The sequence below is a fragment of the Subdoligranulum variabile genome (assembly GCF_025152575.1).
Classification (GTDB): domain Bacteria; phylum Bacillota; class Clostridia; order Oscillospirales; family Ruminococcaceae; genus Gemmiger; species Gemmiger variabilis.
In genome coordinates, this window is sequence record NZ_CP102293.1 from 389,348 (window position 1) to 403,428 (window position 14,081).

At 46.5% G+C, this 14,081-nt stretch carries 12 protein-coding genes; 5 read left to right on the plus strand and 7 right to left on the minus strand.

The window, feature by feature from the left end:
* Complete coding sequence (locus tag NQ490_RS01915; protein ID WP_040917749.1) at positions 1-2,163, minus strand: extracellular solute-binding protein; 2,163 nt, start codon at positions 2,161-2,163, stop codon at positions 1-3.
* A 124-nt stretch (positions 2,164-2,287) separates the two neighbouring features.
* On the opposite strand from NQ490_RS01915, the gene NQ490_RS01920 reads away from it, so the two are divergent.
* From NQ490_RS01920 to NQ490_RS01930, 3 genes are all read left to right on the plus strand, one after another.
* Entirely contained in the window at positions 2,288-2,986 is a 699-nt protein-coding gene (locus NQ490_RS01920; protein ID WP_007047134.1) for a response regulator transcription factor, read from the plus strand.
* Positions 2,979-4,256, plus strand: a complete 1,278-nt coding sequence (locus NQ490_RS01925) for a sensor histidine kinase (RefSeq protein WP_007047135.1) — start codon at positions 2,979-2,981, stop codon at positions 4,254-4,256. Before NQ490_RS01920 ends, NQ490_RS01925 begins: the two co-directional genes overlap by 8 nt.
* 352 nt (positions 4,257-4,608) lie before the next feature.
* A complete protein-coding gene (locus tag NQ490_RS01930; protein WP_187118511.1) occupies positions 4,609-5,007 on the plus strand; it encodes a LytR/AlgR family response regulator transcription factor in 399 nt (132 codons plus the stop codon).
* A gap of 68 nt (positions 5,008-5,075) precedes the next feature.
* Here NQ490_RS01930 and NQ490_RS01935 read toward each other — a convergent pair whose 3' ends face one another.
* The 5 genes from NQ490_RS01935 to NQ490_RS01955 form a co-directional block, all read right to left on the minus strand.
* Positions 5,076-5,609 (minus strand): RNA polymerase sigma factor, encoded by a 534-nt coding sequence (locus NQ490_RS01935; protein WP_007047137.1) that lies wholly within the window; start codon positions 5,607-5,609, stop codon positions 5,076-5,078.
* A gap of 190 nt (positions 5,610-5,799) precedes the next feature.
* A complete protein-coding gene (locus tag NQ490_RS01940; protein WP_007047139.1) occupies positions 5,800-6,183 on the minus strand; it encodes a hypothetical protein in 384 nt (127 codons plus the stop codon).
* Positions 6,184-6,276: 93 nt separating this feature from the next.
* Positions 6,277-7,008 carry a DUF4367 domain-containing protein gene (locus NQ490_RS01945; RefSeq protein WP_007047140.1) on the minus strand — a complete coding sequence of 244 codons (732 nt, stop codon included), beginning with the start codon at positions 7,006-7,008 and terminating at the stop codon, positions 6,277-6,279.
* Positions 6,989-7,546, minus strand: a complete 558-nt coding sequence (locus NQ490_RS01950; protein WP_007047141.1) for an RNA polymerase sigma factor — start codon at positions 7,544-7,546, stop codon at positions 6,989-6,991. The genes NQ490_RS01945 and NQ490_RS01950 overlap by 20 nt, the downstream gene beginning before the upstream one ends.
* A gap of 17 nt (positions 7,547-7,563) precedes the next feature.
* Positions 7,564-7,926: a helix-turn-helix domain-containing protein gene (locus tag NQ490_RS01955; protein WP_084759123.1), complete on the minus strand. Its 363-nt coding sequence runs from the start codon at positions 7,924-7,926 to the stop codon at positions 7,564-7,566.
* A 419-nt stretch (positions 7,927-8,345) separates the two neighbouring features.
* Between NQ490_RS01955 and NQ490_RS01960 the strand changes: the two genes are divergently transcribed.
* Together NQ490_RS01960 and NQ490_RS01965 are read left to right on the plus strand one after the other, a co-directional pair.
* Positions 8,346-8,816, plus strand: coding sequence for a sigma factor-like helix-turn-helix DNA-binding protein (locus NQ490_RS01960; RefSeq protein ID WP_040917756.1), 471 nt, complete (start codon positions 8,346-8,348; stop codon positions 8,814-8,816).
* Positions 8,817-9,459: 643 nt separating this feature from the next.
* A complete protein-coding gene (locus tag NQ490_RS01965) occupies positions 9,460-11,238 on the plus strand; it encodes a recombinase family protein (protein WP_007047143.1) in 1,779 nt (592 codons plus the stop codon).
* 91 nt (positions 11,239-11,329) lie between these two features.
* Here the strand turns inward: NQ490_RS01965 and ppdK are convergent, their stop codons facing one another.
* Positions 11,330-14,005, minus strand: coding sequence for a pyruvate, phosphate dikinase (ppdK, locus tag NQ490_RS01970; RefSeq protein ID WP_007047144.1), 2,676 nt, complete (start codon positions 14,003-14,005; stop codon positions 11,330-11,332).
* Positions 14,006-14,081 lie beyond the last annotated feature (76 nt).

Genomic DNA, 14,081 nt, shown 5'->3' on the forward strand with positions numbered 1-14,081 from the left:
TTATCCACGTTCTGCCAAATAAAGGCGCAAATCTTTTTCTGCTGCCTGCGTAGCGGATGCAGCATCTTGCTGTCCTTTTGCCAATGCCTCGGCGTACGGCAACAATTTGTCTGCGATTACTTCATCAACAATCACAGGCGTTTTTACGCCTTTGAGGAAATCAGCCAGCATTTCGCGATCTGTGCCGTATGTTTCAACAGCTGCGTCAATTCTTGCATCCAAACTGCTTTCAATAACGGGCAGGCCATCTCCAACAACCGTATTTTGGATATCCGAAGCAAAGAACGCTTTCAACAAATCCTTTGCAGCTTCCTGATTTGGGCTACTAGCATTTATTCCAAGTAAGACCTTCGGAGAATAAGCCCTTTCACAAAGGCCCGGTGCGGATTTTAATTCAGGTGCCTGACCTTCCCAATTTTTAGTGATCCAGCCCAGGAACGCAGGAGAATCGATCAGATTCCGTCCAATCCTTGCTCGTTTGTTAATGACTTCGCGTGAAGCACCGGAAATGGTGATGGAGTCTCCGCCGTCGGAATAGACAATCGAATCGTCCTCCTGCTCCGTGCGATAAGAAGCCATGTTGTAGTAAGTGCCGATAGATTCGATGGCTTGGAACAGTTGTTGCAGTTGCTCTTGATTCAGTGTGTTATCCGTAATCAATTCGGAAGCAGAGGTGCTCATCAAGAACTGGAGGATTTCCTGAGGTGTCATAAACGAAACCGCATATTTGTCTTCCTCTGGAAGGGCTGTATAATAAGCATTGTCGGACAAATTGTAGTCATCACGCGGGGGGCAGGATTTTACGAACTCTATAAAGGAAGATAGATCTGTAATTTGATCCATGTCTTCGGCAGTTCCCCAAATAGACGGAATGGCATACCGTGCAGCAGCAATATAAGTCTTTCCATCCACGGAGAAAGCATTTTTAATCGAATCCAAGATTGAAAATTCCTGCAGCGACTCGTTTAAATCAGCCAGAACGCCATTTTCGATATAAGGTGTAACATCTATGCCATCAAAGACGATTAGGTCAGGACCGCTCCCTGCAAGCAGTTCTGTATTTAGTGCTTTCAGCACATCTTCGGTTGCCAGATCATCGCTGCCAGCGACTGTATATTGTATGGCGATATCGTTGTGTTGCTGCTGATATTCTGAAAGGACTCTTCGTACAGTGGGAGAATCGGACAGTGACCAGACAGTGAGCTCAATCTGCTCTGACGGTGTCGCGTCAGGATCAAATGTATACGAATAAAGTTGTGCGGAATCGTCAGACGTATCTTTGACAACACAGAAAAAGCTGTCTTGAAAGTAAGCGAGATTTGTGATTACTTTTCCCTGTACCGAAAACGCAAACCCGCTGGATGGAGTGATTTCTTCTTTTAAGGTTCCACCAGCAGCAACCCGGTAAATTCCCTCGCTGTCTGCATAATAGTAATTTCCCTGTGAATCACAATAGGCAGCAATGATGTTTTCGAGTCCCTCGACATTTCCTTCTTGTATCTCACCATTTGCCTTCAGAGTCGATAGTTTGCCCGTTTCGGAGATGAAGGCAAGTTCATCCCCGTGTTGGGCAAATCCACCCCATTCCGTTCCAGCCCCAACTTTCGTAACCATACGGCCATCGCGAAGCGAAAAGATAGCTGCAACGGACTGGTTATTGGTATCCCGTCCGGCCATCAAAAAAGAATCCGAGTTGACAAATTGAATGTTGTTGATGTCAGTTACTTCAGAATCGGCAGGTTGGACTTGAGAACATTCTGTCTCTTTCGCTCCGTACCAAATCTGTTCTTCATCTTCAGTCCTGGTCAGAACAAGAACGCCACTTTCCGTCAGGCTTGCTTCGATGCAAGTCCCCGGCACTTCCACCGAATAAACCGGCGTAGCGTCCCATGTGTAGCCATCCGAAGAAGAAAGCACATCAACCTTCTGGGATGCCTCTCCGTTTGACTGGACGGTCGCACAGAGGAGTTGGCCATCAGTGGTGGTTGTGAGGGCAAGGATATCACTCGGATCAGGCTCCAAAGCCACCTCTTTTTCAATCCACAACCCTGGACTGATTTCTGTTTTCTGCCCCAGTGAAGAATCCGTTGCACCACACGCGCACAGAGAACATCCCATTAACACCGAAAGTCCCAGTGCCGTGCTCTTGATTAAGCGATTCATACAGTTGACTCCTTTCGCTTTTGGTTGTATGTATCATAACAGATCAATGTTAAAACAAAATTTAAGATGAGCACCCTTATTTAAATATTGATTAAAGAATGGTTTGTTATAATAAACTAGGGAGATGAACATCGTGAGAATTTTGATAATAGAAGATGATAAAAATCTTTGCCAAATCATGCGTGCGGGCTTGCAAGATGCTGGAATTGATTCAGACTTTTGCCATGATGGCGAGACAGGCTTGGAACTCCTTCTTCATAACTGTTATGATGCTTGTTGCCTGGACCGGATGCTTCCTTCGATGGATGGCCTAACAATTTTGAAAAAGGCCAGGGCAGCCAAAGTATCAGCTCCGGTGCTGATGCTGACTGCTATGGGCGGCTTAGACGACAAAGTGGATGGGCTGGAAGCTGGAGCGGACGATTACTTGGCCAAGCCATTTGCCATGCGAGAACTTGTGGCTCGCCTCCACGCATTACTTCGCAGGCCCTCACAAGCGATGGCTGTGGAGGAAAGCAACCAAATTCATTACGAGGATGCAACATTAGACTGTAATCAGCTGGAACTATGTGGGCCAAAAGGACACTGTCAACTATCAAAAAAGGAAGCGGACCTCTTGGAAGTGTTTTTCCGATACCCGCATCAGTTGTTTACAAGAGAGCGACTGCTTTCCCGGGTTTGGGGCGATGACACTGAGATTGAAGAAAGTAATCTGAATACCTATATCCACTTTGTACGCAAAAAGTTAAAAAAAGCTGGTATCTGCCTGACGATCACGACCATTCGAGGTGTTGGATACCGATTGGAGAACATCCATGATTAAAAAACTTTGGTTAAAGCTGGTTCTCCTTTATACTGGCATCACGGGGCTGATCTTGGCATTGTGTTTAGGGATCACATTCTTTTTTTCCTGCAACAGATATGAAGCCTCATTGGACGCTCAGATTTGTGACCAGCTAGAATCATACCAAATCAAACTACTTTCCTCCCGGCAGGTTGATCAGAGTACTTTGCAGGAACTGGAAGAAAATTTGGATGGCAACATATACGTTTTTGAAAATGGAACGCCATTATTCCGTTTCGAACCGACTGGAGGACTTACACCGGACGTATTGGAAAATATATTCCGCTCGGAGCATAGCCTTTCTGCGGATGAACTCTCCCAGGCTTCAAACGGATGGACATCAAAAAAGGATGAAAGGAATACTGCTTTAGGGCGTTTCCATGTATTCTACTTTCGGCACGAGGATAAAACGCAAATTGAAATATTGGCTCTGCAAAGCCAGAGCGTTCGTCTGCCGTTTATTCAGCATCAGGCAGTTTTCTACGGAGTGTTATTGCTCTTAGGATGTATTATTTTGGCTGTCATCAATAGCTGGTTGATTCGGAGCCTTTTAAGACCGGTAGAAAATTCCGTTCGTCAGCAGAAAGAATTTGTTGCAGCAGCAGGGCACGAGCTAAAGACGCCGCTAGCATCGATCCGTGCTGGGCTGGAGGTGCTGCAAAAGCACATTCCTTCTTCTCCGGAAATTTCAGGCGTGTTTTATGCAACGCAAAGCGAGGCGCTGCGGATGAGTCACTTGGTACAAGATTTATTGCTTCTGGCAAATTCAGATAGACAAGAACGCAAGCTGGTTTTGACAGCAATTGAACCTGATACCTTTTGCTTGCAGCTTTATGAAAAATACCAGATCTATGCCAAACAGCAACGTCATCCTTTACGTCTCAAGATTGAAGAAGCATCATACCCTGAAATCATGGCTAATGAAGAAGCACTTACCCAGATAGGCAGTATCTTTATTACCAATGCGATTGCCCACACGAAGGAAGATACCACCATCGAAATATGTTGTAACCTCCTGAAAAATAATGTAGTGGAAATCGGGGTACATGATTACGGTCAGGGTATTGCCGAAAAGGATTTACCACGGATTTTTGAACGGTTTTATCGCGCAGATCCCAGCCGTACGACCAATGGCCACTATGGGCTTGGGCTTTCTGTTGCAAAAAGTCTGGCAGAGCAACAATCGTTGCATATTGGAGCCCGCAATACACCCGGTGGAGGGGCTATGTTTTATATTTGCACGCAATAACCGCAAAAATCTAATAACACACGTAAGAATTGTTTAGAGGTAAAACTTGCTTAATACAACTATTTGTCATGAGGACGATTCTTTGCGTTCCTATGTTGCGAAGTTTATCGAACAGTATTTTAAGCGAAACCACATACAATACAAAATATCATGTTGCCCGTCATTGCATAATCTCACAACACGGTTTCACCCAATCGATCTATTATTTACAGATATAATATTTAGCGATAAGACAGAGATGTCCACGTTGCTAAAAATCCGTAAGCAACACCCATCAATGATGATGGTGATCTTAACAAACAATAATGAGTATGCTATACAGGGGTATAAGCTAGGAATACTCCGCTACATAATGAAGGAGCAACTGGAACATGAACTTCCCCACTGCATGGATGCAGTGCTTGCAAGATATTCCAAGCACAGAGATGTGCTTGAAATGAAATTCGTTGAAGGAAAGTATTGCGTGTACCAGGATGAAATCGTCTATATGGAAAGCCAAGGTCATAAAGTGAATTTTCATCTTTCTTTAGGGATGTCTGTTCGAATTTTGACAGCGCACACAACGATAGATGCTATGCAACTACAACTAAACCAAAATCGTTTTGTACGGCCACACAAAAGTTTCCTTGTGAATTGTTCCTATATTGACAAGATTGAGTGTGGCAATATTCTTCTGCAAAGCGGTGATAGAATCACCATTTCGCAAAGCCGCAAGAAAGATGTCGATGCATTGCTCACAGCAATTCTATAAAGATAATATTGCACAGAAAAAACACATCTGCCTTCCTCGTAAGAAGTCAGATGTGTTTTTTAGTTTTCTTATTTTAGTTTACTAAAAATATACTTTCGTGCACGGTGAATTCTATTTTTAACATTCGCCTCCGAGGTATTGGTAAGGCAAGCAATATCTTTAAGTTTGTACCCTTTGATTTTCATAACCAATGTTATTCGATACTTTTCAGGCAATTCATTGAGTGCTTGCAGCGCTTTCTGCAGGGTAATTTTGGTGAGAGCAATCTCATCTGGACTATCAAAATTATTTATTTCTGGAACCTCGTCGGCAGGATACAAGGATGTCTTGCGTTTTTCCCATCTTCGAATGAAGTCGATGGTTTTGCTTTTAGTCACAACATAAAGGTATGATTTTAGCTCTTTAGGGTTGTCCATACGTATGGTATCAATATCTTCAATAATATTCACCATTGTTTCGTGTACTGCATCTTCAGCCAGACGCTGATCTTTTGTGAGTTCATAAGCAACTCTATACATCATTCCATAGTATGTGTGGTAGATGTACTCAAATTTTGATCTCTGCGTATCATCGTCAATCATGGCGAGATAGATAAAAAGCATAGAAAGCGGCTCCCTATTGAACTAGATTGTCCAAGATAAAGATAATGAATTTCATAGTATTATCCGTAAAAAGGGTCATTCAGGTTTCATGGTTTCTGAAAAAAAGCAAAAAAAGCGCAAAGTTTCCCGAACGGGCAAACCTTGCGCTTTTTGAGAGGCCTTTATTTTGTACTTTGGCTGGGGGCAGGTGTTAGCATCGTTTATCGAAATCGTAGCTGACGGTTTCACTCGTGCCGTTTGCGGTGACGGTGACTGTAGTGGTTAGCTTGTAGGTCGTTCCTGCTTTGATGGCATAGCTTCCATTAAATTCATGCCGGAATCCATAGTAGGTAGAAGATGTACGATCCACTTCGGTGTAATTTCCCCAAAAGCCCTTCTCATACAACACGAGTGTGCATTCCATCTTTGTTGCCTTCGGATCTGCAACAATATAGCTCGAATAGGACTGGGACTCCGCGGAAATAGTCGGAGAGATGGCAATTACGTTTTTCCAACGGGGCTCTGCCGCAAACGCGGTTACGCAAAAAAGTGTAGCCATTAATACGGAAATGGCGATTCCAATAATTTTTTTCATTTTCAGAACTCCTTTTGATAAATGGCCTCTTCCTTAACAATCCGTATGATACGGTGAAATGGTTACAAAATTAGTGTATAAAGTTTTCATAACCTATTTGAGAGTGGAATCCACAGTGATTCCCTCGGCCACTTTTATAAGTTCTGAAATGTTAGGATTGCCATAAATAGTGAAGGATAGCCCATCAGCTTCCCAAACCAATACGTTGCTATTATCTTCGCGTATTCCCCAGATTGCATGGTTTCCATCAAATTCGAGTTCATAGTATCTGGTTAGTTCGTTGTCAATCCCGACTTCTTGCTCCGAGCCAATATCAACAACTCTGACAGTATACCAACCACCGCTGTCTGATGTGAATTCAGCAATGTACCGATCTTGATTTGATGTCTCTTCATCTGTAAGTGTAAAACCTGTAAGGATGCAACTCAAGTTAATTTTCGAAGCAATATCAAAATGTTGTCGATCTGTTTCTTGGGAATAGACGATGTTCATAAAACCATCTCGCCATTGGATCAAGGTATCCACTACGGCATCTTGAACTGCTTGAACGGGAAGGAGGGCAAATGTCAGTGCAGTCATAACGCTGGTAAAAGCTATCAACACCTTCTTGGTAGGTTTCCAAATTTGGACCCATCCCTCTTTTCGGCGCGCCTTTTTTAAGAGCCGGTCCATTTTCTGCTGAAACTGTTCGGAAGGATGAAACTGAGCATTCATTTCTTTCAGACTCGGCATGGAAGCCAGTTCGCGCTCTTCTGCCTCCGTCACAACCAATGAAATCAGTGCATCTGGCGTAATGCGGATTTCGTCATTCTCTTTCTTTTTCATGATAGCTCTCCAATTTATCTAATATCATTCTCCGCGCTCGAAAAATTCGCACTTTTGTGTTTTCCGGAGTGATGTTCAAAATTGTTGCGATTTCTTTCACTTGATAACCCTGCAATTTTAGTTCCAACGGCGTACGATACCGATCATCCATCTTCGAAATCATTGCAATCAACTCATTAAAGGCAAGTGCATCAATTGCAATAGTTTCGGGGTCCTGTTTATGTTTGGTGTCATAGCGTTCTAATTCATTGTCTTCGGTCGGGCGAACCTTGTCCCATTTGCGCACACAATCAACGGCCTTATTATGGGTGACCCTCCGCAGAAAAGCACGAAGTGTAAGTTCATCGTCAATATGTACTTTATCTATAATCCGTATCAACTGCAAAAAAGTTTCATGTACAACGTCCTCAGCCAGATAATGCTCTTTTACTACTTCCTTTGCAACATGATACATGAAGCCAACGTAGTTCTGATAAATGTACGAAAATTTATCCTGCTGTTCCTCGGTTTCCAGCATGGAGATATAAAAAGTCAGCATTTTTCCCTCCGCGTGTGTTAAAGCGTCCTGTTGGGATTTGGATCACATGATTGCAAATACCAGGTGATATAACCAATCAGGTGCGCTTTCTGTTCCGCGGAGCAATGATCAAGTTGATATTGCAGTTCGTCAGAAAAGAAATTACTTATTTTTGAAGGCGAGGATGGCAATATTGCGTAAATTGAACATTCCAGTACGCCCGCAAGAACGTAGAGCTTTTGCAGAGAAAGATGTCCAGAACCTCTTTCTATACGACTAATGTACTGGGGAGATACATCAAACTTGTTGCCCAGTTCTTCTTGTGTCCATCCCTTTGCTGTACGCATTGCGCGAATTTTTGTTCCAATCGCTTTGTAAAGTTCTTCCTTCGAAATGTCCACTTTTCCATCACCTCAAAATAAGCGTATCAATTTTCAAACTCAAATTTGAGGGTCTAATAAGTTTATAAGTAAACTATATAAGTTTATTTTTGTGGATTTTTATCAATTTATTCGGTTTAGATAATTGAGAATATGGTTTATATTTGAGAAGAAGAATATCTGTAACCCCTTTTCTGCCTGATTCGTATACGCTTTAGACCATCTTTTTATTTTACGGTTTAAGAAGGTCAGGGCCCTTGAATGTTTTTTGGGCGTAATTGTATACGGAAGGTGTAGAACGTGGTGATGCAAAACAAATGCCGAACCGCTGGATATCAACTGGCGAAGTAGGTTCAACACCCGCTCACTTGCTCCACATTGCCGATCCCCACCTCCATTCTGATTGTACGAATATCGTTATCGTCAGAATGGAGGTAACAATGGGTTTTAATTATGGGCGCGAAAAGCGCGCTTTTGATGAAAAATGGGCACGGCTGGAAGTGGAATATCGCGCGGCAGGGATGTCCGAAAAAGCAATCCAAGACATGAAGAATTATGATTGGCAATGGTTTTGCAGTGAACGAACCTATCGCAACCATGTACAAACTTTGCCAGTTGGTGATGCTGAGAGTCATGGCGATGTATTTTTCAAACAAGCACGTTTGGAATCAATAACTTCCCAATGGGATGCCGGTGACGTAGATCACTCTCGCTTCGGTTGGTTGTCTGCTTTAGAAGATGAGAAGCTTTACAATAAATTGCGCGCTCTCTCTGATAAAGACCTGGAATTGCTGACGCTCCTTTGTGTTGATGGTTTCCAACAGGCAGATATTGCTCGTAGAATGAACTGCTCACGCAATGCCGTGCATAAGCGGCTTAAAAAAATTAAAAAAATTCTGAAAAAAGGGTGACAATCGCCTCCGCTCGATGCCTGTATAATAGAAGCGATTTTTTCCTTCTATGTACTTTGAAATTTGAATACACGGCAGAACAGGTACATACCCCGCGCAGGAGCGAGTGAGAAGCGACGCCATGATGCTGGCCAGCTAGGAGGTGAAATAGCTGTATTAGCGGAGCGCCCACCGCCTTTCTCATACACAGCTTTGGCACACTGTGCGCGATGATTGTGCGGGTGAATAATGATACTTCCTCACGGCCTCCTAAGGACTTGGGAGGAACCCTGCGGCGCGCGCTTCAAACGACGCTGCAGAGTTATGACAGCCGCGCCAGCGGAGACCTGCTCTGTCCCTAGCATCAGGGATGCGTGGCAAATGTGATGCAATTATCTTGCCAATAGAAAAGATGTGGGCGCATTGGTGATTTCCAATGCGCCCACTGTCTATATAAGGGGAAAGAAATATCATGATGCAACAAAGTGTTGATAAAATTGCATTAAAGCTTATTCATATGATGTTTCGTAAGGGTATGATTGACACATCGGTATACCGACAGGTCCTAAGACGGTATGCATGAAAAGTCAAGGATAGTACCGGATATCGTCGCATCCTAAACAAATGTAGCCTCCCCTTTTATACTTGAAGCGGAGGTGATCAGATGAACAATATGCAACAACTGTACTTCGGAAATCTAGCTTTAGACCCTAACCGACAGCGCCGGATCGTCTATTATGGCCGTGTTTCAACAGAACATGAGGCTCAGCTTGAAGCGTTGGAAAAGCAGATGCAGTGGTACGAGGACCAAACAAAGTATCATCCAAATTGGACTGTGGTAGGTAAGTACATCGACGAAGGGATCACTGGAACGCTCGCTAAAAAGCGTCCTTCCTTTATGAAGATGATTGAGGACGCCAAGCAGCGAAAGTTTGATCTTATCGTCACTCGTGAGGTATGCCGTTTTGCAAGAAATACCGTAGACACTTTGGTACTTACTCGTGAACTCAAAAACTATGGTGTTGAGGTCTATTTCGTATCTGATAACATCTGGACAATGGATGGAGACGGCGAATTACGGCTTACGATCATGGCTACGTTGGCTCAAGAGGAAAGTCGAAAGATTTCAGAGCGGGTTCGAGCAGGACAAGCCGTAAGCAGAGAAAACGGTGTTCTATTTGGGAACGGAAATATCATCGGTTATGATCGGGTAGGAAGCACTTATGTCATTAACCCGGAGCAAGCAGCTACAATCCGTACAATTTTCGAACTATACTCACAAGGTCTGGGGCAAATGAAAATCGTCAACGAACTGACGCGGCGTGGATGTAAGGACGGTAATGGAAACGTGAAATGGTCCTGCATCAAAATCAGCCGGATTCTTCGCAACGCCACTTATATGGGTTATATCTGCTATAACAAGTCAAAAGTCAACAACTTTTTGGAAAAAAAGCGAATTAAGAATTTAGATGAGGATTCTTTTATCCTTAAGAAAGGCGACTTTGAGCCTATTATATCGGAAGCTCTATGGCATCAGTGCGAAAATATCCGAAACGGCCGGATTCACAAATATCAAATGCCTTCTGGGGAGGAGCGCAGACGAGGCACAAGAATCGCTCAAAACCTGTGGGTCAAGAAACTACGTTGCCGCTGCGGCGCTGGATACAATCGCTTCAAATGGAGGGTGCTACGGGATGGAACCCCTGTTTACGGATACCAATGCAATTACCGTACACAAAACCCCGCAAAGACTTTTGTAGAAAAGAATCATCTCGATAGCCAAAAATATTGTGATGCGATCGCCATCTGTGAGTGGAAGCTTGATTTGATGGCAAAGATGATTTTTGACCAACTGTGGGGAGACCAAAGAGAAGCTGTTTTGAAGGCCTGTCAGATGGTTGAATCTTGCATCCTTTCTACGACGTTACAAACTGATTCAGAAAAAGCGGAAAAACAAAAGAAAATCGAAAAATTGGAGCAACGTCTTCTGAATCTCGGTCAGATGCGAGCGGATGGTGAACTGACAAGGGAGCAATTTCAGAAGTTATATGCACAGACCACTACAGAATTGGACGCCTTGAAAACGCAACAGAATAGCGTTCCAGACTCAGCTGAGGAAAAAGTCAGCTTCGACCTGAACAAAATCAAAAAAGGGCTTTCTCAAATGGTGGACATTACGGCACCTCGTATTTCTGAAGAACTGATAGATGAATTTGTGGAGGCTGTTACCCCAGTCGAGAATCATCATTATCGCTGGAAAATGACCTTCGGAGAAATGAAGTCAGGACAAGAACGATATAACCTTATGGAGCCGGAAAATTCCCCTGTACTCTCATTTACGATTGACTTTGAGACTGCCCGCCAGTATCGTATGTCGAATGGGTTGCCCGCCCAATTCCGTCAGCGTGACTGGACTGATCTGAACGTGGAAGTGTATTTGTAACCCCCCATGTGCATTGCAAACAAAAACAGGCGCACCGCCAAAAGCGGTGCGCCTGTTCAATTAGTTAAAAGTTCTCGTCGCTATAATGCGATTAGTCCTTCATCGCACGGGGTGCTTTAATAGCGGCCTGAGCAGCAGCCAGACGAGCGATAGGCACACGGTACGGAGAGCAGCTGACGTAGTCCAGACCAACATTGTGGCAGAACTCGACGCTGGAGGGGTCGCCGCCATGCTCGCCGCAGATGCCGAGACCCAGGTTGGGGTTCGTCTCGCGGCCGTCGTGGGCAGCCATCTTGATCAGCTTGCCAACGCCAACCTGATCGAGATGCTGGAACGGATCGCTCTCGTAGATCTTGGTGTCGTAGTAGGCAGTCAGGAACTTGGCAGCGTCGTCACGGCTGAAGCCGAAGGTCATCTGGGTCAGGTCATTGGTGCCGAAGCTGAAGAAGTCGGCTTCCTTGGCGATCTGGCCGGCGGTCAGAGCGGCACGCGGGATCTCGATCATGGTACCAATCTGGTACTTCATGTCAACACCGGCCTCAGCGATGAGCTTGTCGGCAGTCTTGACAACGACATCCTTGACGTACTTGAGCTCTTTGACCTCGCCAACCAGAGGAATCATGATGTGCGGGGTGATCATCTTACCGGTCTCAGCGCTGACCTTCAGGGCAGCCTTGATGACGGCGTTGGTCTGCATCTCGGCGATTTCCGGATAGGTAACGCACAGACGGCAGCCACGATGGCCCATCATGGGGTTGAACTCGTGCAGGCTGACAACCACGTTGTTCAGCTCTTCGGTGGTCATACCCATGTCCTTGGCCAGAGCCTCGATCTCCTCGGGCTTGGTGGGCAGGAACTCATGCAGCGGCGGATCCAGATAACGGATGGTCATCGGACGGTCGCCCATGATGCGGTACATGGCAGTAAAGTCGGCCTCCTGGTAGGGCTCGACCTTGGCCAGAGCAGTCTTGCGCTCCTCAACCGTACGGGCGCAGATCATCTCACGGACAGCCTTGATGCGGTCCTCAGCGAAGAACATATGCTCGGTACGGCACAGACCGATGCCTTCAGCACCCATATCAACGGCGTTCTGAGCGTCGCGCGGGTTATCGGCGTTGGTCAGGACCTTCATCTGACGGGCAGCGTCAGCCCAGCCCATGAAGCGCTTGAAGTTGGCGTTCTCGGTGGAAGCCACAGTGGCGATCTGGCCCTCGTAGATGTTACCAGTGGAGCCATCAATGCTCATCCAGTCGCCCTCATGGAAGAGGTGGCCGTTGATGGTGATGGTCTTGGCGTCATAGTCAATGACGACATCGTTGTCGTTGCCGCAGCCGGAAACACAGCAGGTGCCCATGCCACGAGCGACAACGGCGGCGTGGCTGGTCATACCGCCACGGACGGTCAGGATGCCCTGAGAGACCTGCATACCGACGATATCCTCGGGGCTGGTCTCGAGACGGACCAGGACGACCTTCTTCCAGGCTTCGTCCTTGACCTTCTCTTCGGCGTCTTCCGCAGAGAAGACGACACGGCCGCAGGCAGATCCCGGAGAAGCAGCCAGGCCCTTGCCGATTGCCTCGGCAGCCTTCAGAGCAGCAGCGTCAAACTGGGGATGCAGCAGGGTATCCAGCTGCTTGGGCTCCACGCGCAGAACAGCAGTCTGCTCGCTGATGACACCCTCGTCCACCAGGTCGCAGGCAATCTGCAGAGCAGCCTGGGCGGTACGCTTGCCGTTACGGGTCTGCAGCATGAAGAGCTTGCCATCCTCGATGGTGAACTCCATGTCCTGCATATCCTTGTAGTAGTTCTCGAGGCGGGTAGCGATCTCAACGAACTGATCGTAAACCTCGGGCATCTCCTCATGCAGCTTGCTGATGGGAGAAGGAGTACGGATACCGGCCACGACGTCTTCGCCCTGAGCGTTGATCAGGTACTCGCCCATCAGCTTCTTCTCGCCAGTAGCGGGGTTACGGGTGAAAGCAACGCCAGTACCGGAACGCATGCCGGAGTTGCCGAACGCCATCTGCTGGACGTTGACGGCAGTGCCCCACTCGTAGGGGATCTCGTTCATCTTACGATAAACGTTGGCGCGGGGGTTGTCCCAGGAACGGAAGACGGCCTTCACGGCGCCGATCAGCTGTTCCTTCGGATCCTGCGGGAACTCGCTGCCCTGCTTCTCGCGGTAGATCTGCTTGAACTCCTTGACGAGTTCCTTCAGGTCATCGGCAGTCAGCTCGACGTCCTGCTTCACTCCCTTGCGCTCCTTCATGGCGTCGATGCGCTCCTCGAAGAAGCTCTTGCCCAACTCCATGACGACGTCAGAGTACATCTGGATGAAGCGGCGGTAGCAGTCATAAGCAAAACGGGGGTTGTCGGTCTTCTTGGCCAGGCCCTCAACAGCCTGGTCGTTCAGGCCCAGGTTCAGGATGGTATCCATCATGCCGGGCATGGACTGACGGGCACCGGAACGGACGGAAACCAGCAGCGGGTTGTCCACGGAGCCGAAGGTCTTGCCGGTCTGCTCCTCCAAAATGCCCATGTATTTGAAGATGTCCGCTTTGATCTCTTCGTTGATCTCGCGGTTGTCGGCATAGTACTGGGTGCAGGCTTCGGTGGTGATGGTGAAGCCCTGCGGAACCGGCATGCCGGCGTGGGTCATCTCGGCCAGGCCGGCGCCCTTGCCACCCAGAATGTTCTTCATGGTGGTCTGGTCGCCGCCGAAGGCGTCATGGCCCTCTTTGAACAGGTACAAGAATTTCTTGCTCATACTAACCTCCCAAAAACGGTAACGTGTTTGCATACAACGTTTCGTGTTTGCACAGTCCATTATAACAGACCCTAAA

Bases quoted from the DNA above. Each gene is read 5' to 3' on its own strand.
- NQ490_RS01915 (WP_040917749.1), bottom strand. From the start codon at position 2,163: ATGAATCGCTTAATCAAGAGCACGGCACTGGGACTTTCGGTGTTAATG.
- NQ490_RS01920 (WP_007047134.1), top strand. From the start codon at position 2,288: ATGAACATCGTGAGAATTTTGATAATAGAAGATGATAAAAATCTTTGC.
- NQ490_RS01925 (WP_007047135.1), top strand. From the start codon at position 2,979: ATGATTAAAAAACTTTGGTTAAAGCTGGTTCTCCTTTATACTGGCATC.
- NQ490_RS01930 (WP_187118511.1), top strand. From the start codon at position 4,609: ATGAAGGAGCAACTGGAACATGAACTTCCCCACTGCATGGATGCAGTG.
- NQ490_RS01935 (WP_007047137.1), bottom strand. From the start codon at position 5,609: ATGCTTTTTATCTATCTCGCCATGATTGACGATGATACGCAGAGATCA.
- NQ490_RS01940 (WP_007047139.1), bottom strand. From the start codon at position 6,183: ATGAAAAAAATTATTGGAATCGCCATTTCCGTATTAATGGCTACACTT.
- NQ490_RS01945 (WP_007047140.1), bottom strand. From the start codon at position 7,008: ATGAAAAAGAAAGAGAATGACGAAATCCGCATTACGCCAGATGCACTG.
- NQ490_RS01950 (WP_007047141.1), bottom strand. From the start codon at position 7,546: ATGCTGACTTTTTATATCTCCATGCTGGAAACCGAGGAACAGCAGGAT.
- NQ490_RS01960 (WP_040917756.1), top strand. From the start codon at position 8,346: ATGGGTTTTAATTATGGGCGCGAAAAGCGCGCTTTTGATGAAAAATGG.
- NQ490_RS01965 (WP_007047143.1), top strand. From the start codon at position 9,460: ATGAACAATATGCAACAACTGTACTTCGGAAATCTAGCTTTAGACCCT.
- ppdK (WP_007047144.1), bottom strand. From the start codon at position 14,005: ATGAGCAAGAAATTCTTGTACCTGTTCAAAGAGGGCCATGACGCCTTC.